Source organism: Pedococcus badiiscoriae (assembly GCF_013408925.1).
Classification (GTDB): Bacteria; Actinomycetota; Actinomycetes; order Actinomycetales; family Dermatophilaceae; genus Pedococcus; species Pedococcus badiiscoriae.
Genome location: NZ_JACCAB010000001.1, coordinates 1,530,129 through 1,550,597, shown reverse-complemented (window position 1 = coordinate 1,550,597; position 20,469 = coordinate 1,530,129). Strand labels below are relative to the sequence as shown.

The 20,469-nt window shown below is 70.5% G+C and carries 19 protein-coding genes; 8 read left to right on the top strand and 11 right to left on the bottom strand.

Features of this window, described 5'->3' with window-relative positions; translation table 11 throughout:
- Positions 1–112 precede the first annotated feature (112 nt).
- The 5 genes from BJ986_RS07410 to BJ986_RS07390 form a co-directional block, all read right to left on the bottom strand.
- A complete protein-coding gene (locus BJ986_RS07410; RefSeq protein WP_179421393.1) occupies positions 113–1,726 on the bottom strand; it encodes a glucoamylase family protein in 1,614 nt (537 codons plus the stop codon).
- 81 nt (positions 1,727–1,807) lie between these two features.
- Entirely contained in the window at positions 1,808–2,632 is an 825-nt protein-coding gene (locus BJ986_RS07405) for a carbohydrate ABC transporter permease (protein ID WP_179421392.1), read from the bottom strand.
- 7 nt (positions 2,633–2,639) lie between these two features.
- The gene (locus tag BJ986_RS07400) at positions 2,640–3,596 is read right to left on the bottom strand and encodes a carbohydrate ABC transporter permease (protein WP_202881203.1); all 957 of its coding nucleotides are present in this window, start codon (positions 3,594–3,596) and stop codon (positions 2,640–2,642) included.
- 2 nt (positions 3,597–3,598) lie between these two features.
- The gene (locus BJ986_RS07395) at positions 3,599–4,876 is read right to left on the bottom strand and encodes a sugar ABC transporter substrate-binding protein (protein ID WP_179421391.1); all 1,278 of its coding nucleotides are present in this window, start codon (positions 4,874–4,876) and stop codon (positions 3,599–3,601) included.
- 85 nt (positions 4,877–4,961) lie between these two features.
- Complete coding sequence (locus BJ986_RS07390; protein WP_179421390.1) at positions 4,962–5,990, bottom strand: substrate-binding domain-containing protein; 1,029 nt, start codon at positions 5,988–5,990, stop codon at positions 4,962–4,964.
- A 143-nt stretch (positions 5,991–6,133) separates the two neighbouring features.
- Here BJ986_RS07390 and BJ986_RS07385 point away from each other — a divergent pair, with 143 nt between their 5' ends.
- Positions 6,134–6,622: a cupin domain-containing protein gene (locus BJ986_RS07385; RefSeq protein ID WP_179421389.1), complete on the top strand. Its 489-nt coding sequence runs from the start codon at positions 6,134–6,136 to the stop codon at positions 6,620–6,622.
- On the opposite strand, the gene BJ986_RS07380 is transcribed toward BJ986_RS07385, so the two are convergent.
- A complete protein-coding gene (locus BJ986_RS07380) occupies positions 6,607–8,121 on the bottom strand; it encodes a PucR family transcriptional regulator (RefSeq protein ID WP_337794983.1) in 1,515 nt (504 codons plus the stop codon). The genes BJ986_RS07385 and BJ986_RS07380 overlap by 16 nt on opposite strands.
- Before the next feature lie 111 nt (positions 8,122–8,232).
- Here BJ986_RS07380 and BJ986_RS07375 point away from each other — a divergent pair, with 111 nt between their 5' ends.
- The 4 genes from BJ986_RS07375 (at position 8,233) to BJ986_RS07360 (ending at position 12,433) form a co-directional block, all read left to right on the top strand.
- Entirely contained in the window at positions 8,233–9,501 is a 1,269-nt protein-coding gene (locus BJ986_RS07375; RefSeq protein ID WP_179421387.1) for an NAD(P)/FAD-dependent oxidoreductase, read from the top strand.
- Between the two features lie 124 nt (positions 9,502–9,625).
- Complete coding sequence (locus BJ986_RS07370; protein WP_179421386.1) at positions 9,626–9,919, top strand: metal-sensitive transcriptional regulator; 294 nt, start codon at positions 9,626–9,628, stop codon at positions 9,917–9,919.
- A gap of 61 nt (positions 9,920–9,980) precedes the next feature.
- Entirely contained in the window at positions 9,981–10,199 is a 219-nt protein-coding gene (locus BJ986_RS07365) for a heavy-metal-associated domain-containing protein (protein ID WP_337794980.1), read from the top strand.
- A complete protein-coding gene (locus tag BJ986_RS07360; RefSeq protein ID WP_179421385.1) occupies positions 10,196–12,433 on the top strand; it encodes a heavy metal translocating P-type ATPase in 2,238 nt (745 codons plus the stop codon). The genes BJ986_RS07365 and BJ986_RS07360 overlap by 4 nt, the downstream gene beginning before the upstream one ends.
- A 42-nt stretch (positions 12,434–12,475) precedes the next feature.
- Here the strand turns inward: BJ986_RS07360 and BJ986_RS07355 are convergent, their stop codons facing one another.
- Both BJ986_RS07355 and BJ986_RS07350 read right to left on the bottom strand, forming a co-directional pair.
- On the bottom strand, positions 12,476–13,582 hold the full coding sequence (locus tag BJ986_RS07355) for a lysylphosphatidylglycerol synthase transmembrane domain-containing protein (RefSeq protein WP_179421384.1): 1,107 nt from the start codon (positions 13,580–13,582) through the stop codon (positions 12,476–12,478).
- Between the two features lie 141 nt (positions 13,583–13,723).
- On the bottom strand, positions 13,724–14,074 hold the full coding sequence (locus BJ986_RS07350) for a UBP-type zinc finger domain-containing protein (RefSeq protein WP_179421383.1): 351 nt from the start codon (positions 14,072–14,074) through the stop codon (positions 13,724–13,726).
- 76 nt (positions 14,075–14,150) lie between these two features.
- On the opposite strand from BJ986_RS07350, the gene BJ986_RS07345 reads away from it, so the two are divergent.
- Positions 14,151–14,648 (top strand): DUF427 domain-containing protein, encoded by a 498-nt coding sequence (locus tag BJ986_RS07345; RefSeq protein ID WP_179421382.1) that lies wholly within the window; start codon positions 14,151–14,153, stop codon positions 14,646–14,648.
- A 78-nt stretch (positions 14,649–14,726) separates the two neighbouring features.
- Here the strand turns inward: BJ986_RS07345 and BJ986_RS07340 are convergent, their stop codons facing one another.
- Positions 14,727–15,689 carry a hypothetical protein gene (locus BJ986_RS07340; protein ID WP_179421381.1) on the bottom strand — a complete coding sequence of 321 codons (963 nt, stop codon included), beginning with the start codon at positions 15,687–15,689 and terminating at the stop codon, positions 14,727–14,729.
- Complete coding sequence (locus BJ986_RS07335) at positions 15,682–16,602, bottom strand: amidohydrolase family protein (RefSeq protein WP_337794977.1); 921 nt, start codon at positions 16,600–16,602, stop codon at positions 15,682–15,684. Before BJ986_RS07335 ends, BJ986_RS07340 begins: the two co-directional genes overlap by 8 nt.
- Before the next feature lie 163 nt (positions 16,603–16,765).
- Between BJ986_RS07335 and BJ986_RS07330 the strand changes: the two genes are divergently transcribed.
- Together BJ986_RS07330 and BJ986_RS07325 are read left to right on the top strand one after the other, a co-directional pair.
- Entirely contained in the window at positions 16,766–18,262 is a 1,497-nt protein-coding gene (locus BJ986_RS07330; RefSeq protein WP_179421380.1) for a DHA2 family efflux MFS transporter permease subunit, read from the top strand.
- 100 nt (positions 18,263–18,362) lie between these two features.
- Entirely contained in the window at positions 18,363–20,009 is a 1,647-nt protein-coding gene (locus BJ986_RS07325) for a glycoside hydrolase family 13 protein (RefSeq protein ID WP_337794975.1), read from the top strand.
- A gap of 32 nt (positions 20,010–20,041) precedes the next feature.
- Here the strand turns inward: BJ986_RS07325 and BJ986_RS07320 are convergent, their stop codons facing one another.
- Complete coding sequence (locus BJ986_RS07320; RefSeq protein WP_179421379.1) at positions 20,042–20,455, bottom strand: VOC family protein; 414 nt, start codon at positions 20,453–20,455, stop codon at positions 20,042–20,044.
- Between the last annotated feature and the right edge of the window lie 14 nt (positions 20,456–20,469).

Genomic DNA, 20,469 nt, shown 5'->3' with positions numbered 1-20,469 from the left:
CTCTCGGTCGTATCTGTCGCTGGGGTCTGTCGCGGGGTCCGTCGGTGTCCGGCGTCGTGCCCCCCGGGGCCCTCCAGGAGGGCGCCCGGGGGCACACGACGACGGGGGTCGGCTAGGCGATGCCTGCGCTGAACTCTTCCATACCGATGACGGGACGGATGGCGCGCTCCACGGCGGGAGTGCTGAACGCGCGACGAATCACGTTGTCCGACAGCACATTTCCGATGGAGCCCATCACCATCGCCTGGTCGAGCGAGAGGTACCGACGCGCGATGGTGCCGGATCGCACGGCGACCGCGTCGAAGAAGCCACCCGCGCCGTAGGCCTTGAGCTCGTGTTGGATCTGCGCCAGGTTGGCGAAGGCGGTGTCGGGCTCGTGCATCATCGCGAGGAAGGACGCATGGGGGGTCACGACACCGTCGCCGAAGGTGGGGTGCGGGTTCGTCCCGGCACGACACTCTCCGAAACCTGCGTCGACGTTGGTCTTCTCCCGGTCGGAGAAGTACCCGTCGGGGTTCATGCCCAGCTGGTCGAGGCCGTACTCACGGTAGTTGGCGAACGGGTCACTGGCCGGCGAGAAGCCCCAGTAGCCGTACCCCGCCTCGAGGAGCCCGTGCTCGCGCTGGGCGCGGACGTGCAGCGGGTGGTTCAGCCCCCACGACCGCGGCGCCCAGCTCGACTCCGGGACGAACATGTCGGGCATGAGCTCCTCGAACATGCTGCCACCCCAGCCGGGCACGATGTTCATGCCACGGTAGGTGTAGGCACCCTCGAAGACGTCGATCCCCAGGTAGCTCCGGTGCTGGCCCACGGGCTTGCTCTCCGGCCAGGACCAGTCACAGGTGTCGGGGAAGGTCCGCCACATGGCGAAGTACTGCTTGGCCGGAATCTGCCCGGTCAGGATCCCGAGGTAGGAGGTGATCCGGGTCTCGGACACCGTGGTGTCGTAGTGGTGGTTGGTGTACCAGACGTCCGGCCCGATGCCGATGTGGTTGCCCGTGTAGCCGGAGAACCCGGGCGGCGGCGGCGCGTCGTAGAAGCCACCGTGGATGAGCCCACCGGGTCGCACCCCCGGGTGGGAGGTGTCGGCGTCGTAGAACATGTCCCAGCGCATCCGGCCGAACAACCGACTGGCCAGCGGCGCCGCGCCCCGGTCGGACGTCATGACGACCCGCAGGGCCGCCCCGAGCCAGCCGTTGTCCACGCTCGACAGGAACGGGTAGACGCGGTTGCCGTCGGTGGGCCACTTCGTGATGACGTCGCCGCTCGCCTCGTCGTACCAGTTGTAGTACATGCCGCTCGGGGTGTGGTGCTTCATGCGCAGCAACGTGTGCAGCGTCTGGACAAGGCGCCGGGTGCACTCACCCCTGGAGATGATCCCGAGCTCCCGGGCGACCACGGTGGACCACATGTAGCCGCCGATGTTGGTCGGGGAGGTGTAGCCCGAGCGGTCCTTCGCAGCCAGGGACTCCGGGATGTTGTCCCCGGGAAGACCGGTCTTCTCGTCGGTCATGGCGACGAGGCTGTGCCACGTGTCGGCGGCCCAGGTGTGCAGCCGAGCCGACCGCGCGGCGTACGCGCTGCCAGGACGGAGGTGTGCCGGTGCGGCAGACGCCGCGGACGAGGCGCGGCTGGCCGTGAAGCCGGTCGCGGCCACGGCGGTGGCTCCGACGAGCAGCTGCCTGCGGGAGGGGCTGGGCAGGGTGAGGGAGGAGGTGCTGGCCATGGGTGAGGCTCCAATCAGGGTGTGGGTCCTGCGCCGGCGAGTGGTGCGTCGTGCTGCCGGCTACGGCGGTTTCGTGATCGGTCACTTGATGCCGGTCGTCGCGATCCCTTCGATGAAGCGACGCTGGAAGACGAGGAAGACGAGCAGCACGGGCACGACCACGACGGTGGCGCCGGCGAGCAGGAGCCCGTACTGGGTGGAGTTCTGGCCGGTGGAGTAGAGCGCGAGCGCCACCGGCAGCGTGTAGTGCTGCTCCTGCTGGGCCACGACCAGCGGCCACAGGAAGTTGTTCCAGCTGCCGAGGAAAGTGAGGATCCCCAACGTGGCCAGGGCGGGCCCGGCCAGCGGCAGGAAGATCCGCGTGAAGATGCGCAGCTCACCTGCCCCGTCCACGCGTCCCGCGTCGAGCAGGTCGCGCGGCAGGCCCAGGAAGAACTGCCGCATGAGGAAGACCCCGAACGGCGTCACCAGGAACGGCAGGATCAGTCCGGGCAGGCTGTCGATCAGACCGATGTTGGCCACGAGGACGAACAAGGGCACGAACGTCACGACGCCCGGGATCATCAGCGTTGCCATGACCACGCCGAACAGCGCCTTCTTGCCCTTGAAGCTCAGCATCGCCAACGCGTAGCCGAGCATCGAGCAGAAGAGCAGGTTGCCCGCAGTCACGGCGACTGCCACGACCGTCGAGTTGAAGAAGTACTGCTTGAAGTTCAGTCGGGAGAACAGCTGGGTGTAGTTGTCCAGGGTCGCCGTCTGGGGCCACCAGGTCGGGGGGTTCTGGAGCAGCTCGCCCTGGGTCTTGAAGCTGCCCAGGACCATCCAGGCGAACGGAGCGACGACGGCGACCAGCATGACGGTCAGCAGGGCGTAGAGCCACCAACGGCCGCGGGTGTGTGCACTCATGACGACCTCACGTGTTGTCACGCAGCAGGCGGAACTGGATGGCAGCCACGATCGCGATGACGACGAAGATGATGTAGCTCATCGAGGCCGCATAGCCGTAGTTGCCGAAGCCGAACTGCTTGTAGGTGTACATGGACATCGAGATGGTGCTGTTGAGCGGACCTCCGCTGGTCATCACGAACGGCTCCTCGAAGAACTGGAGGTAGCCGATCGACGTCGTGACCGACACGAAGAGCATCGTCGGCCGCAGCATCGGCAGCGTGATGTGCCGGAACCGTTGCCACGCACCGGCACCATCGATCGCGGCGGCCTCGTGGAGCACCCAGGGCACGCCCTGCAGGCCCGCCAGGAAGATGATCATGGCCGTGCCGAAGTTGCGCCAGGAGGCCATCAGGATCAGGCCGGGCATCGCCCAGTTCGGGTCGCCGAGCCAGTTGGGCCCGGGGATGCCGACCCAGCCGAGCACCGTGTTGATGAGGCCGAAGTCCTGCTGGAGGAGGAACCGCCAGACCACGGCCACCGCCACGATCGAGGTGATCACGGGGAGGTAGAAGCCGAGGCGGAAGGCCGACCGGAACCGGGTGATCCCCTTGTCCAGCGCCACCGCCGCCGCCAGGGCGATCCCGAGCGTGAGGGGCATGCCGATCAGCACGAAGTAGGCGGTGTTGAGGGCCGCCTTGCGGAAGACCGGGTCGGCGAAGGCCTTCGTGAAGTTGTCGAAGCCCACCACGTTGACCGAGAACGGGCTCCTCAGGTCGCGGGACTTGGTGTCCGTGAAGCTCATGAAGAGCGACTGGAGCACCGGCCACGCGGTGAAGACCAGGAACAACAGGCAGAACGGCAGGGCGAGCGTCCACGCGGCCCGCCCCTCCCGCACGGCTCGCATCCCGGCGCCTCCCCGGCGGGGGGACGGGCTGGTGTGGCCCGTCTCCCCGCGCGGGGTCACCTCGGTGGTGGTGGCCATGGCTACTGGCCGGTGCCGATCGAGTCAGCCTGCTGCTGCACCGTCTTGAGGGCAGCAGCCGGGTCGGCGCCCTGCTTGGTGACCTTCTCCATCTCCGTGTCGAAGCTGGCGATGACCTGCTCCCACGAGGGGAAGCTCGGCGGGGCCTGGGCGGTTTCGAGCTGCTTGCCGAAGGTGGCGAGCTTGGTGTCGGCGCTGATGGCCGGGTCCTGCCAGGCGGACTTGACTGCCGGGAGGTCGGTCGAGGACTGGTACCACTTGACCTGGGTCTTGGGGTCGCTCAGCCACTGGATGAACTTCCAGGCGGTGTCGCGCTGCTTGGACTTCTTGAAGACCACGAGGTCGGAGCCGCCGACGAACGACGACGACTTGACCTTGGCGGGCACCTGCATGACGTCGTACTTGTCCTTGAAGCCGGCGCCACCGACCTTCTCCACGGCCGACATCTCCCACGGGCCGGAGATGAACATCGGCACCTTGCCGCTGACGAAGTCGGGCTCGGTCGTCGGCGTGGCCGGAGCGGCCTTGTTCGAGATGCCGTCGGTGAAGTAGCTCTGGTAGTACTTCACGGCGTCGAGGACCTGCGGGCTGTCGAAGTTGTATCCCTTGCCGCCGTTCTTGGTGAGGTCGGCGCCGTTCGACCACGCGAACGGCATGATCGACTGCCAGGAGCCCTGGCCACCGGCCTGGAACCCCATGCCCCACTTGGCCCCGGCCTTGGTCTGCATCGCCTTGGCCATCGCCTTCAGGCCGGCCCAGTCGGTCGGGGGCGTGGTGATCCCGGCCTTCGCGGCGAGGTCCTTGCGGTAGTAGACGAGACGCGTCTCGACGTACCACGGGACACCGAAGGAGGTGCCCTTCACCTCGGTCGACTTCTGCGCGCCGTCGTAGAACGCGGACTTGTCGATCGACGGGGGCGTCGGGTCGAGCGCGTCGTTGCCGGCGAACTCACCCATCCAGGTGGTGCCGACCATCGCGGCATCCGGCGTCGTGCCGGCCGTGATGGCGGTCGTGAACTTCTGGTAGGCCGCGTCCCAGGGGATCGCGGTCACGTTGACCTTGGCGCCGGGGTTGGCGGCCTCGAACTCCTTGGCCAGCGTGGGGAGCTTGTCGCCCTCCGCACCCATCGCCCAGACGGTGATGGTGCCGGTGGCCTTGCCAGAGCCGACGTTCTTCCCTGTCTCGCTTGCTGTCGAACCACTGCCACCACGGCCGCAGGCCGTCAGGGTCAGCGCGGTGGCGGCGATCGTCGCGACCGCCACGGCGGAGGTGCGTCTCATCGGGTTTCTCTCTTTCATCGGGGAACAGGTGAAACAGCAGTTGTGCGTCGGTGCGGCGTCCGGTCAGGGGTGCCGCGCGGCCGGCTCAGCCGGGGTCTGCTCGGGGCGGGCAGCCGCAGGACGACCGGATCACCACGCTGGTCGGGATGACCTGTGGCTCCACTCCGACGACTGCCCCCGTGATGCGCTGGTGCAGCCGGTCGGAGGCGATCGCGCCGAGCTCGCGGACGGGCTGGCGCACGGTGGTCAGGCCCGGCTCCACGTACCGAGCCGTCATGACGTCGTCCCAGCCGACGATGGCCAGATCGCCGGGGACAGTTCTGCCGCCCTCGCGCAGTCGCTTCATCACGGCAAGGGCGAGCTCGTCGTTCGCGCAGACGAGGGCGTCGGCCGACAGGTCCCCGGCCAGCATCCGCTCGGCGAAAGCGGTGCCGTCGCGCTCCCGCAAGGGGATCCGCACCGGCTCGGCGGCGACGCGGCGAGCCGACTCGTGGGCGGCGACGAAGCCGGCATACCGGTCTCGGACGTCGGGGCCGGAGGCCGGGTCGCCGAGGAACAGGACCTGGGTGCGACCGTGCCTCAGCACGTGACTGGTGATCTCGGCGGCGCTCCCGGTGTTCTCCGAGGTGACGCTGTCGACGTCGGGACGGGGGTCACCGGCAATGAGGACAACGGGTTTGGAGCCGTGCAGCGCCGTGACGGTGTCCTCCGGGATGGCCGCGGAGCCCAACATGGCCAGGCCGTCGACGCGGGTCGCCAGCTTGCGGACGGCGCGGACGAGGTCGTGCTTGCCCTCGGCCAGCATCAGCACGACGCTCTGCCCGAGCTCGGCGGCGCGGGACTCGAAGCCCATCAGCAGCTCGGAGTAGTAGGGACCGGACAGCTCGGGGAGGACCAGGCCGTGGGCTTCGTGATGGCGGACCGCGAGGCTGCGGGCGGCGGCGAGGGGCACGTACCTGAGCTCGTCGGCCGCCTCGAGGACCCGCCGACGGGTCTTCTCGGAGACTGCCGTCGAGCCCTGGAGGACCCGGGAGACAGAGGCGATGGAGACGCCAGCACGCTCGGCGACGGAGTAGATCGTCGTCCCGCTGGTGGGTGTCTGGCCGGTCGCCACAGGTCTGCCTTCCTCGTTGAAAGCGCTTACATCTGAGAACGACCATGCCAGCGTCAGGCGATTAGCGCAAGAGGTACCGCTCGTGAGGGTTGTCCTGCGAAGCCCCAATTGACCGGCTGCGAGGGTCAGGCAGGATGGCCGGTATGAGCTATCCACCGCCCCTCTACGACGGCATCAGCGGCGAGGTCAGTGCCACTGTCCGTCTGGCCGACAGCGCGCCAGATGTCTTGTACCCCAACGGAAACCGGGTCCACTACCTCTCGACCGGTGAGTCGACGGGCGGCCTGTTCGGCCTCTACCGGTGGGAGTTCGCCGGCCCGCCCAGCGGTCCGGATGCGCACTTCCACAAGACCCTGGCCGAGTCGTTCTACGTCCTGTCCGGCGAGGTCAGCATCTTCGACGGGAAGAGGTGGAACCGCAGCCGCCCGGGCGACTACGTGCACGTCCCGCCCGGTGGGCTGCACGGCTTCCGCAACGAGTGGGGCCCCGCCTCGATGTTGCTGCACTTCGCGCCGGGCGCACCCCGCGAGGCCTACTTCGAGGGCCTGGCCCGCGTCGCGGCCGGCGAGACCATGAGCGCCCAGGAGCGCGACGAGTTCATGCGGCACCACGACAACTACTGGGTGGACTGACCCACCGCTGCTGCGATCTGGAGGCGGATGGCGAGTCGGACCGTCGGGTCGTCCAGGTCGAGACCGGCGAGGTCGGCGATGCGGGCCATCCGGTAGCGCATCGTGTTGGGGTGCACGTGGATCGAGTGGGCAGCGCGGGTCGGGGCCCCGGGGTGGTCGAGCCAGGCGGCCAGGGTCAGCAGGTAGTCGCTGTGGTGCTCGGCGTCGTGGTCCCGCAGCACCTCCATCGGCCCGAGCGGATCTCCCACCAGCGTGCTCGCGGCCCTGGCGACGGTGACCTCGGCCCACACCTGCTCGTGCGTGGCCACCGCCGTCGCCGGGTCCACGACCCGGTCGGCCTCCTGCGCCTCGCCCCGCGAGCGCTGGAGCTCCCCCGGTCCGTATGCCGTGCGGCCCGCGCGCGCCGTCAGCGCCCCGGTCTCGTCGCCCACCTGCGCGACGACCGCAGTCAGCCAGCCCCAGGCGCCCGGCGAGTCGTCGACGGCATCCCGCACCACGGCATACACGCGGCCGTCGAGGTCGGCGAGCAGCGGCTGGTTCCACGCGTGCCGGCGGCAGACGGACTCCCACAGGTCGAGCAGGCGGGTGGCGTCGCCCTCCCCGCCGAGCACGACGACGCGCCACGGGCCGGGAGGCAGCCAGTCCTCGGCGCCCGCGACGTTCCCGGAAAGGACCCCGCGCAGGCGGTCCGCCGCGACCCGCCGCGAGAGGTCGGCCTGGGCACGCAGCCGCAGCAGGTGCAGGGCGACCACCGAGGAGGTCTGGACGAGCTCGCCGACGAGGGCGGCGGGTGGGCGTTCCTCGACCACGGCCCAGATCGAGCCCAGCCACTCACCACCCGCACGCACCGGGATGACGAGGCGGGGCTTGGTGCCGCCCGAGGCCGGGACGAAGACGGGTTCGGCGGAGCGGGCCAGCCGGCGGAAGACTCCTTGGGCCCGCAGGCTCGCGAGCACCTCGTCGGGCACCCGGCGGCCCACGATGGTGGAGACTCGAGCCGGGTCGGTGAGGTCCTGTCGTGAGGAGTAGGCGAGCACTCGGGACTGGGCGTCCTCGATCGTGACGGGGGCGTCGACCAGCGCGGCCGCGGCGTCGGCGAGCGCGAACAGGTCGTCCTGCACCGGCGCGTCACCGCGCCGACCCGGTCCGACCGCCGCCCGGTCGATGACGCCACGGAGCAGCCAGACGAGGTGGGCCCAGGACGCCTGCTCGGCGAGCTCGACGAGGGCGATCCCGCTCCTGCGTGCCCGGTCACGGACGGTGCGGCGCCGGGCGATGCTGCGCCGCAGGACCACGCCGCCGGCTCCGGCCGTCGCAGCACGGCGCACCAGGTCGGCCGCGGCCTCCGCCGACTCCACACCCACCCCGAGGACCAGGTCCCCCGGCTGCCCGACGATCCCCTGACCCGGTTCGGCGATCGTCAGGTCGTCGACCTCGGCGCCGTCCCGCTCGACCCCCAGGGCGAGCAGGCCACCGAGGGTGGCCACGAGATCGGTCACGGCGAGCACCCGACCAGCATGCCTGTGCTTGTGTCGGGGGCACAAGTCAGTCGGTGATGTTCGTGCTGTCGGGACAAGGCGGCATACCTCACGCACTGTCACGCTCGAACCATGGCTCCCATCACCGCAGCAGGTCTCCCCGTCCCCCAGCGCGTCGCTGTCGTCGGCGCCGGCATGGTCGGTCTGTCGACCGCCTGGTTCCTCCAGGAGCACGGGGTGGACGTGACCGTCCTGGACCGTGAGGGCGTGGCCGCGGGTTCGTCGTGGGGCAACGCCGGGTGGCTCACGCCCGGCATCGCGACGCCGCTGCCCGAGCCTGCCGTCCTCAAGTACGGCCTGCGCGCGGTGCTGTCGCCGTCCTCACCGGTCTACGTGCCGCCGAGTGCCGACCCCAAGTTCCTCAAGTTCGTCACGGGCTTCACCCGGAACTCCACGATGAAGGCCTGGAAGAAGGCCATGGGCTCGCTCGTGCCGGTCAACGACCTGTCGCTGGAGAGCTTCGACCTGCTGCGTGAGGGCGGCGTGCAGGCCGAGACCCGCGAGGCGAAGTCGTTCCTCGCGTCGTACCGCACCGAGGCCGAGCGGGTGACGCTGCTCGAGGAGATCGAGCACATCCACGCCGCCGGCCAGGACATCGAGTTCGACGCGCTGACCGGTGACCAGGCTCGCGCCATCGAGCCGAGCCTGTCCGACGAGATCGGCTCGGCCATCCTGCTCAAGGGCCAGCGGTTCATCGACCCGGGCAGCTACGTCCACGCGTTGGCCGACTCGGTGCGGGAGCGCGGCGGCAAGATCATGGACGCCTCGACCGTGGCCGACCTTCGCGACACCGGTGCCGGCGTCGTCGTCACCACCGCCGAGGGCTCGGTCGAGGAGTTCGACGCGGCGGTCCTCGCGACGGGTGCCTGGCTCGGGAAGCTGGCTCGCCAGTTCGGCGTCAAGAACGTCGTCCAGGCCGGCCGCGGCTACTCGTTCTCCGTCGAGATCGACCACGTGCCGAACGGCCCGGTCTACTTCCCGGCCCAGCGGGTCGCCTGCACGCCGATCGGTGACCGGCTGCGCGTCGCGGGGATGATGGAGTTCCGCAAGCCCGAGGCCGCACTCGACCAGCGCCGCATCCGCGCCATCGCCGAGGCTGCGCGCCCGCTGCTGCGCGGCGCCGACCTCGACAACCGCAAGGACGAGTGGGTCGGTTCGCGCCCCTGCACCGTCGACGGCCTGCCGCTCATCGGTGCCACGAAGTCGCCGCGGGTCTTCGCCGCGGGCGGTCACGGCATGTGGGGCATCACCCTGGGCCCGGTTACCGGCCGCCTCCTCGCCGAGACGATGGTCACCGGCAAGCAGGTCGAGCAGCTCAAGCCGTTCGACCCGATGCGCTGACCCCGGGTCGCCTCCTCTTCACACACTTTCGTCCCGCTTCGCAGAGACCTGCTCTCTGCGGAGCGGGACGTTTGTCTGTGCACAGACGTGCGTTCAGATACCACCGGGGGGTATAGTCGTGGGCATGGACGAGACGCACCACGGGTACCACGACCAGAAGGACAGCCATCTCAAGCGGTTGCGCCGCATCGAGGGCCAGGTCCGCGGCCTCCAGCGCATGGTCGAGGAGGACAAGTACTGCATCGACATCCTCACCCAGGTGTCCGCTGCGACCAAGGCCCTGCAGTCCTTCTCGCTCGAGCTGCTGGAGGAGCACCTCGAGCACTGCGTCGTCGACGCCGCCCGACGGGGTGGGCCCGAGGCGCAGGAGAAGGTGCGTGAGGCGTCGGACGCCATCGCGCGGCTCGTCCGGTCCTGACCGACCACCCCCCGGCTCTCTCCAGTCACCAACCCCGAACCACCACAGCAAGGAGCACCTCGTGAGCATCCAGAACTTCGCCGTCGACGGCATGACCTGCGGCCACTGCGCGAGCGCGGTGACGCAGGAGCTCCAGGCCCTCGACGGCGTCACGGACGTCCAGGTCTCGCTCGTGGCGGGCGGCACCTCCGCCGTGACCGTCGACGCCACGCGTGAGCTGACTCCCGCGGAGGTGGCGGCGGCCCTCGACGAGGCGGGCGACTACACCCTCGTGCCATGAGCGTGCCCAGCAGCGTCGAGCTCGTCATCGGCGGGATGACCTGTGCCTCCTGCGCGACCCGGATCGAGAAGAAGCTCAACAAGATCGACGGGGTCGTCGCGACGGTCAACTACGCCACCGAGAAGGCCAAGGTGACCTTCCCCGAGGGCGTCACGACCGACGACCTCCTGCAGACCGTCGAGCGCACCGGCTACACAGCCGCCTTGCCCGTGGTCGCCCGGGACCAGGGCGCGCAGCAGGACGCCGAGGCCGACCCGACGCGGGCACTGCGCCACCGGCTGCTGGTCAGCGTCGCGCTGGCCGTTCCCGTCATCGCGATGGCGATGGTCCCGGCGTGGCAGTTCCGCAACTGGCAGTGGGCGTCGCTCACCCTCGCGGCGCCCGTGGTCGTCTGGGGTGGCTGGCAGTTCCACCGGGCCGCGTGGACCAACCTGCGGCACGGCCAGTCGACCATGGACACACTGATCTCGGTCGGCACACTGGCCGCGTTCGGCTGGTCGGTCTACGCCCTGTTCTTCGGCACGGCCGGCGACCCTGGCATGACCCACGCGTTCCGGTTCACGCTGGAGCGCAGCAACGGGGCAGACACCATCTACCTCGAGGCGGCGGCTGGGGTGACCGCCTTCCTGCTGGCCGGGCGCTACGCCGAGGCGCGCGCCAAACGGACCTCCGGCGCTGCCCTGCGGGCCTTGCTCGAGCTGGGCGCCAAGGACGTCGCGGTCCTGCGCGGCGAAGGCGACAGCCGCGAGGAACGCATCCCGGTGGACCAGCTCAGCGTGGGGATGCGGTTCGTCGTCCGTCCGGGGGAGAAGGTCGCGACCGACGGCACCATCGAGCAGGGCACCTCCGCCGTGGACGCGTCGATGGTCACGGGTGAGTCCGTGCCCGCGGAGGTCGGACCGGGCGATGCCGTCGTCGGCGCCACCGTCAACGCCGGGGGCCGGCTCGTGGTGCGGGCCACCCGGGTCGGCGGCGACACCCAGCTCGCCCAGATGGCCCGCCTCGTGGAGGACGCCCAGAACGGCAAGGCCGACGTGCAGCGCCTGGCTGACCGCGTCTCCGGCATCTTCGTCCCCGTCGTGATCGTCCTGTCCGCCCTCACCCTCGTCGTCTGGGTCGCCACGGGCGGAGGCTGGACCGCGGCCTTCACCGCAGCGGTCGCGGTGCTGATCATCGCCTGCCCCTGCGCCCTCGGCCTCGCGACGCCGACCGCCCTGCTCGTCGGCACCGGACGTGGCGCCCAGCTCGGGCTGCTGATCCGTGGCCCCGAGATCCTGGAGTCCACCCGGCGCGTCGACACCGTCGTGCTCGACAAGACAGGCACCGTCACCACCGGCCGGATGACCCTCACCGAGGTGGTGCCGGCCGACGGCGAGGACGCGCAGGAGGTGCTGCGCCTCGCCGGAGCGCTCGAGGACGCCTCCGAGCATCCCGTCGCCCGCGCCGTCGCCTCCGCCGCGCGGGGGATCGGCACACTCCCCACCGTGGAGGGCTTCGTCAGCACCGCGGGCCTCGGCGTCCACGGCACCGTGGACGACCGCGCCGTCATCGTGGGTCGACCGCAGCTGCTCGCCGACTGGGCAGTGCCCGTCCCGGACCACCTCCGGTATGCCGTGAGCTCGGCCCAGCAGCGCGGCGCCACCGCCGTGCTGGTGGCCTGGGACGGCAGACCGAGGGGTGTCCTGGTGGTCTCGGACACGGTCAAGGACAGCTCGGCCGACGCGGTCGCAGAGCTGAAGGCCCTGGGGCTGCACCCGATCCTGCTCACCGGTGACAACGAACCGGCCGCGCGGGAGATCGCGCGCCAGGTCGGCATCGACGAGGTCATCGCCGACGTCCTGCCCCAGGACAAGGTGGAGGTGGTGAAACGCCTGCAGGGACAGGGCAGGACGGTCGCGATGGTCGGCGACGGGGTCAACGACGCGGCCGCCCTGGCCCAGGCAGATCTCGGCCTGGCGATGGGTACCGGCAGTGACGTGGCCATCGAGGCGAGCGACCTCACGTTGGTGCGGGGAGACCTTCGGGCGGCCCCGGATGCGATCCGGCTGGCGAGGCGAACCCTCGGCATCATCAAGGGCAACCTGTTCTGGGCCTTCGCCTACAACGTGGCGGCCATCCCGCTCGCCGCGCTCGGCCTGCTCAGTCCGATGATCGCGGGTGCCGCGATGGCGCTGTCGTCTGTCTTCGTCGTGACCAACAGCCTTCGACTGCGCGGCTTCCAGGCCTCCCACTGACGGCCCTGGGTCGACTCCGGGTCGGCTCTGGACGGCTCTGGGTCAGGGGGCGGCCGGGCGCCGGCGCAGTGACCAGGCCAGCATCGAGAGTCCGCCCACGGGGATCTCCATCCCGAAGATGAAGGCCCGGTAGAGGAGCACTCCGGCAGCTGCGAGGGCCGGCTCCCCATGAAAGGCCACGAGGACCCCGGTCATGCCGAGCTCGACGATGCCGCTGGCACCCGGCGTGATCGCCACCATGCTGAGGATGCGTTCCACGGCGAAGGCGGCCGCGACCACGGCGGGATGCACGTCGGCTCCGACGACCCGTAGGCACTCCCAGAAGAGGACGGCCTGCAGGGCGGAGTACGCGAGCTTGCCACCGATCATCCGGCCCCAGCCGGCCGCCACCAGCCCGGCGCTCTCGCGACGGAACGACACCGCCCGCTCGGCATACCCCTCGTCGGCGGCGGGCAGGAAGCGCACCCGCGCGACCACCACGTCGGCGAGGTGCCCCACCCACCGCACTGCGCAGTCGTCCCGCGCGACCAGCCACACGGCGAGCAGCGTGCCGGTGAGCAGGGCCAGACCGACGTAGGCCGCGGTGCTCACGTTGCCGGAGACCTCGACGCCGGCCACGCCGAGCCAGCACAGCGCCAGGCCGGGCAGCACGAGCTTGAGCAGGGAGTCGAACAGGTTGGTCAGCAGGGCCCAGCGCGCGAAGGCGGGTGACTCGAAACCCCACGACCGCGCCATCCGCCAGTTGGCCACGGTGCCGGCCGCTCCCCCCAGGGGCAGCAGGTTGGAGACGAACGAGCCGGTGAGGTTGAGCAGGAGCGCCCGGCGGTGAGACAGCCCGGGCATGGCTGCGGTGAGGGCCGGCGTGTGCACCCACAGCCCGGCCATCCACAGCAGCGCCAGGGCGCCGAGCTGTCCCGTGGACAGACCCTTGAGAGCGGTGGCGATGTCGGCCCACTGGGCACCGGCGACCTTGGGCAGCGCGAGCGCGAGGATGCCGGTCGCCAGGGCTCCGGAGACGAGCAGCTTGGCGGCCCTCCTCCCGCCGCGACTGCCCCCCGGCGCGCGGCGGGCGACCTGGCCCCGCGCGGTCAGCGACCGCAGCGATGCGGTCCCTGCCGTCGGCGGGAGTAGGTCGGGGTGGAGGGCCATACCTGGAACGGTCTCGCGAAGCTGCGGGCCCCCGCATCCGGCAACCTACCTAGACCTACCCCTGGTCGTGACTAGTCACCTCAGGGTCGACCCCGAGGGACCTCCCTGAGGGACGTGCCTGAGGTGACTGGTCCCGACCGGCTAGTGGACGTGCTCCTGCCAGTCGTCGGGCACCGCACCGGCAGGCCCGGGGGTCGGCTGGTCGAGGGGGTGGTGCAGGGGCGCGGCGAGCTCGGGACCCAGGAAGCCCCTGCTCTCCTCGAAGTCCCAGAACCAGTCCTCCCGCGGCTCGAACGACCGGATCACCGGATGGCCGGTGTCCTCGTAGTGGTGGGACGCGTGCTGGCTCGGCGAGGAGTCGCAGCAGCCGATGTGGCCACACTGGGCGCAGCGTCGCAGATGCACCCACCACCCTTGGGCGGCAAGGCATTCCACGCATCCGTCGCCGCTCGGGCGGACCTCGGGGTTGATGCCTGTCTGCTGCTGTGCCATCTGCCTCCTCCGTCCGGCCCAACGTACCGGGGTGGGCAGGTCACCGCTCCCCGGACCGCGGACCTACCCTGACGACATGGCCAGACCTGTCCCCGACCCGACCGCGCCCGGTCAGGAGTCGGTCTGGGACTACCCCAGGCCGCCTCGGGTCGAGCCCAGCACTGAGGTTGTCGAGGTGTGGCTCGGGGGCCGACCGATCGCACGGACCACGTCGTCATGGCGCGTGCTCGAGACGAGCCACCCGCCCACGTACTACCTGCCGCGCGAGGCCTTTGCGGAGGGTGCGCTGCGCCCCGTCGAAGGGTCGTCGTGGTGCGAGTGGAAGGGTCAGGCGTCGTACGTCGACCTCGTCGCCGGTGCCGTCGTGGCCACCCGCGCCGGGTGGTACTACCCACGGCCAACCCCGGGCTTCGCGGTGATCACGGACGCCGTGGCCGTGATGCCTGCACTGGTCGACCGGTGCGTCGTGGACGGCGAGGTCGTCCGCCCCCAGGCCGGCGGCTTCTACGGCGGCTGGATCACCGACCGGGTCGTCGGCCCCTTCAAGGGCGGCCCCGGCACGCACGGGTGGTGAGCCAGCGCCCTGACCAGCACACCTGGGCAGGGTGCCGACCCTCAGGCGCGCCCGTCAGTCGACTGACAGTCGCGCCCGTCAGTCGCGGCCGGACGCCTCGTCCAGGGCCTGCCGAGCGGTATGCCGGGTGGCCTCGGCCTGCTTGCGCGCCCGGACCGCGTCGGTGACCGCCTCCAGCGCCCGTTCGTCGGCCTCCCTGGCCTTGGCCAGCTGACGCTCGACGACGGCCAGCCGCTCCCGCGTGTCCTGCGCCCGCTCGCGTGCCGTCTCGACCGCCGCCTGGGCGTCCGCGAGACGGCGTTCGGCGAGGGCCAGCGCCTCCTCCAGCTGCTCGGCGGAAGGCACTTCCTCGGCCTCATCGTCTTCCCCGGCACCCCGATCCGGGGCGAGGTCGTCAGCCCCCTCCTGCGCCCCTTCCTCCGTCCCCTCCTCAGGGCCCGATGCGCGCCCGGCATCGCCGCCGCCCGCACGTCGTCCGCGGCCGCCCGGGAGGATGGTCAGGATCGCTCCACCAGCCGTGCGCGCCACGGCCTCGGCAAGGTCGACCTCACCGAATCCGCTGTAGGACAACGCCCGCGTGAGCTGGCCGGACGTCACGGCCGCGGCAGCGCGCTCGTCGGCCAGGGCGGCGATCGCCGTCGCCCGGACGTCCTGGAGGGCTGCCGTGCTGAGGGTGCGCCCCGACTGACCGGCGGCGTCCGACGCGGCCCGGACGAAGGCGTCCACCGCGGCGTCGCGCTCGCCGCGCACGGCCGTCAGCGCGCCCGCATCCATCCGCGACTGGGCAGCCCGCATCCGGGAGCCGAGGTCGGTCAGCGAAGCCACCACGTCCGGGGCGACTCGGGCCGCCAGGTTGACGGCCCAGGCCGCGAGACCGGGTTTGCGGAGCTTGCCGATCTCCGTCGCGGCAGGGGTGTCTCCCGCTGCCTTCGCGGCGGCGACCAGCGCGGACCTCGCGGCCATGAACTCGTCCGGCGCGGCGGCATACAGGCTCTGCATGGCGGTGGCGAGGCGATCGGTCACCACTTCGGGTTCAGGCACCGGCGTCCTCCAACCCGAGAAGGCGGGCGCCGTTGTGCCACAACACCTTCCGCATCCACTCGTCACCCAGTCCGAGGCGGTGCAGCGCCTCGATCTGGTGGGCGTAGGGATAGGGGATGTTGGGGAAGTCGGTGCCCAGCACGACCCGGTCGCCGAGGGAGGCAAGCCGCTCGACGTAGGCCGGGGTCAACGGCGCGAACCTGTTGCTGAAGTCGGTGCCGGCCATCGTCGTGTCGAGGTGCACCCGGGGGAAGGTCTCGGCGAGGTCCGCGAACGCTTCGTACTCGCCCATGCCGAGGTGGGCGATGACGAAGGTGAGCTCGGGATGGCGGTCGAGGACCGCGGCGACGGCCCCCGGTCCGGTGTGCTCGCCCTCCAGAGGTGCGGAGCCGGCATGCAGGACGACCGGGGCCCCAGTGCGTTCGAGGGCCTTCCAGGCGGGCTCGAGCAGTGGGTCGTCGGGGCTGTAGCCACCGACCTGGACGTGCATCTTGAACAGCCGCGCACCCAGCTCCAGCGACCCCTCGACCTGGTCGCCCACGCCGGGCTCGGGGAAGAGCGTCGCGCAGTGGACAGCTCCGTCCACGCGGGCCGCGAAGTCGGTGCACCAGTCGTTGAGCCAGGCCGCCATCCCGGGCTTGTGGGGATAGACGAGCGCCGGGATGGCTCGGACCCCGAGTGCCCGCAGCGTCGCGAGCCGCGTCGCCTCGTCGTCGCGGTAGTGGATCGGCCAGGGCTGCCCGTAGTTGCGCTCGGCGTGGTCGAAGTACGCCCAGACCTTGGCGAGCATCGGCTCGGGCAGGAAGTGCACGTGGATGTCGGCCAGACCCGGGACGCCGAGCGCCTGCCAGTAGGCCGGGACCTCCGCATCCGACCGCGGGGCGGTGAGCAGCGACGGCGACGGCGGGACCACGGTGGCGACGCTACGGCATGGCGCCCGATGAGTTCGGGCGGCGGAGTCGGTCCACCCCGAAAAGCACGTGTGGGCTGTCGGTAGCCGGGGCTAGGCTTTTTCCTGCGTCACGCAGCGTTGCGGGGAAGCGCGACGGCTCACACCTTTTCCGAGAGGACTCCCAGTGACTGCACCTGCCACGACACCCGTGGTCTACCCCGAGAAGATCGACGCCGCCGTGCTCAAGGTCGCTGGCGTCGTGGTCCTCGGGGCCATCATGTCGATCCTCGACATCACCGTCGTCAACGTCGCGCTGCGCACCTTCCAGACCGCGTTCGGCGGCGCGCCGCTCGCCTACTCCACCGTCGCCTGGACCGTGACCGGCTACACGCTCGCCCTCGCGACCGTGATCCCGCTGTCCGGCTGGGCGGCCGACCGGTTCGGCACCAAGCGCCTCTACATGCTGGCCATCCTGCTGTTCACGCTCGGCTCGCTCCTGTGCGCCTCGGCGACCTCGATCGGCATGCTGATCGGGTTCCGCGTCCTGCAGGGCCTCGGCGGCGGCATGCTGATGCCGCTCGGCATGACGATCATGACCCGCGCCGCCGGTCCGGCCCGGATGGGCCGGCTGATGGCGATCCTCGGGGTGCCGATGCTGCTCGGCCCGATCTTCGGCCCCATCCTCGGCGGCTGGCTGATCGACCACTTCAGCTGGCACTACATCTTCCTCATCAACGCGCCGATCGGGATCGTCGCGCTGATCTACGCCCAGTTCGCGCTGGCGAAGGACGACCCGCAGCCGTCCGAGTCGTTCGACTTCGTCGGCATGCTCATGATGAGCCCCGGCCTCGCGCTGTTCCTCTACGGCGTCTCGTCGATCCCGGGTGAGGGCGGCATCGGTCACGCCAAGGTGCTGCTGCCCGGCTTCATCGGCCTGGCGCTCATGGTCACGTTCGTGCTCTACAGCTTCCGGCCCAAGCACCCGCTGCTGGACCTGCGGCTGTTCAAGAACCGCAACCTCACCGTCTCGACGATCACGATGTTCATCTTCGCGGCGTCGTTCTTCGGCGGACTGCTGCTCGTGCCCCAGTTCCTCCAGCAGGTGCAGGGCGAGACGCCCCTGAGCGCCGGCTGGCTGGTCGCGCCCCAGGGTGTCGGCGCCATGCTGACCATGCCGATCGCGGGCACCCTGGTGGACAAGTTTCCGGTCGGGCGGATCGTTCCCTTCGGCCTGGTGCTCATCATCGGCGGGATGTTCGCGCTAACCCAGATCCAGGCCGACTCCTCACACTGGGGATTCCTGATCCCGGTGCTGTTCGTGATGGGGCTGGGCATGGGCGGCACGATGATGCCGATCTTCACGACCGCGCTGAAGACCCTGACCCATCACGAGGTCGCCCGAGGGTCGACGCTGCTCAACATCACCCAACAGATCGCGAGCTCGGTCGGTGTCGCGCTGTTCTCCGTGGTCCTGACCAACGCCCTCAAGGACAACCCGCCGTCCAGCCCGGCGCAGGCACCGGTGGCAGCTGCTGCCGCCTTCGCCCACACGTACTGGTGGGCAGCGATCCTCGTGAGCCTGACGCTGATCCCGGCGTTCTTCCTGCCCCGCAAGCGGGAGGGAGCCCACCTGCTCGACGACCAGGACGGGACCGAGTCGGCCGCGGTGCTCATGCACTGACGGCCGGCCGGGCCCGGCCCGGGTCCGCCCAGTCCGACCGGGGTTCTGCCTGCCCGGTCCAGCCCTGTCGGAAGCCGCGGGGAGCCACTAGGTTCGGCGTGTGGCCGTCGACCGAGAGCCGTCCCCGTGGTGGCGGTCTGCTGTGATGTACCAGGTCTACCCGCGCAGCTTCGCTGACGGGAACGGCGACGGCGAGGGCGACCTGCAGGGCCTGCGCGCCAAGCTGCCGTACCTCGCCGAGCTCGGCGTCGACGGCCTCTGGATCTCGCCGTGGTTCCCGTCGCCGATGGCTGACGGTGGGTATGACGTCAGCGACTTCCGCGACATCCACCCGATGTTCGGGACCTTGGGGGACGCGGACGCGGTGTTGAGTGAGGCGCGCGCGCTGGGCCTGCGGGTCATCATCGACCTCGTCCCGAACCACACCTCGGACCAGCACCCGTGGTTCCTCAGCGCCCTCGCCTCCGAGCCAGGGTCAGCCGAGCGCGCGCGCTACTTCTTCAGGGACGGCCGCGGAGAGAGCGGCGACGAGCCACCCAACAACTGGATCAGCGCGTTCGGGGGTCCGGCCTGGACGCGGATCGTCGAGCCGAACGGTTCACCCGGGCAGTGGTACCTGCACCTGTTCGCCCCCGAGCAGCCTGATCTCGACTGGAGCAACCAGCAGGTGCTGGACGACTTCGACGACGTGCTGCGGTTCTGGTTCGACCGCGGTGTCGACGGGCTACGCATCGACGCGGCGCCGGCGATGTCGAAGAAGGCGGGGCTGCCCGACGCCGACTACGGCGGGGTGCTGCAGTTCCGGACGGTCGACTGGGACGACAACCCGCACTGGGACGTCGACACCGTGCACGACATCTTCCGTCGCTGGAGGGCCATCGCGGACACCTACGACGGCGACCGCGCGTTCGTGGCCGAAGCCGTCGTCAGCTCGCCCGAGCGCCTCGCGCACTACCTGAGACCCGACGAGATGCACACGGCCTTCAACTTCCCCTACCTCAAGGGGCCCTGGGAGGCCGCAGCCCTCCGGCAGGTCATCGACGCGACCCTGTCGTCGTTCGCACCCCTCGGCGTTCCCTCGACCTGGGTGCTGACCAGCCACGACGAGACCCGCCCTGTGACGCGGTACGGTCGGCCGACCACCAGCTCGTACTTCATCAGCGACGGGGAGGGAGAGGTCTCCGACCTGGTGCTCGGGACCCGCCGGGCGCGGGCCGCCGCGATGCTCATGCTCGCGCTGCCTGGCGGGGCCTACGTCTACCAGGGCGAGGAGCTCGGTCTGCCGAACGTCGACGACCTTCCCGACGAGGTGCTGCAGGACCCGATGTTCCTGCGCAGCGGCGGGCAGATGCGCGGGCGCGACGGATGTCGCGTCCCGCTGCCGTGGAGCGGCCAGGAGCCGCCGTTCGGCTTCTCCCCTGATGGTGTCGCGCCCTGGCTGCCACAACCAGCGTCATGGAGCGCGCTCACCGTCGAGGCCCAGGACGGCGACCCCGCCTCGATGCTGACCCTCTATCGCGAGGCCCTTCGGCTGCGCCGCGACACCGACGGCCTCGATGCCGCCGGGCTCGCGTGGCGCGCGTCCTCACCGCAGGTCCTCGACTTCGACCGCGGCGATGTCCTTCGATGCGTGGTCAACCTGTCGGACGAGCCGGTCGAGGTCCCCGAGGACCGGGTGCTGTTGTCCAGCATCCCGCTCGAGGACGGGCGTCTGCCCAGCGACGCCACCGCCTGGCTGCGCCCCTGACCGCCCGGCTCGACCGATGGGCGCCCGGTGAGCTAGGCGGGCGTCCCGGCGATGTTGACCATCCAGCCGATGCCGAACTGGTCGGTGCACATGCCGAACTCGTCGCCCCACATCTGCTTCTCCAACGGGACCCGCACCGTGCCGTCACCGGACAGCTTGTCCCAGTAGCCGCGGAGCTCGTCGCCGTCGTCTCCGGAGAGGCTGATCGCGATGTTGCTGCCCGGGTCGTAGTCCATGCCGGGCGGGGTGTCGGCGGCCATGATCGTGAAGCCGGAGGGGGTCTTGAGGTTGCCGTGCATGACGCCGTCGGCACCCGGCTGGCTGGGGTCGCCGAACTCTCCGAGGGTGCTCACGGTGAGCTCGCCGCCGAAGGTCTCCTGGTAGAACTCGAGAGCCTGGCGGGCATTGTCCTGGAACTGGATGTAGGGGTTGAGGATCGAGGCCATGACGCACTCCTGCC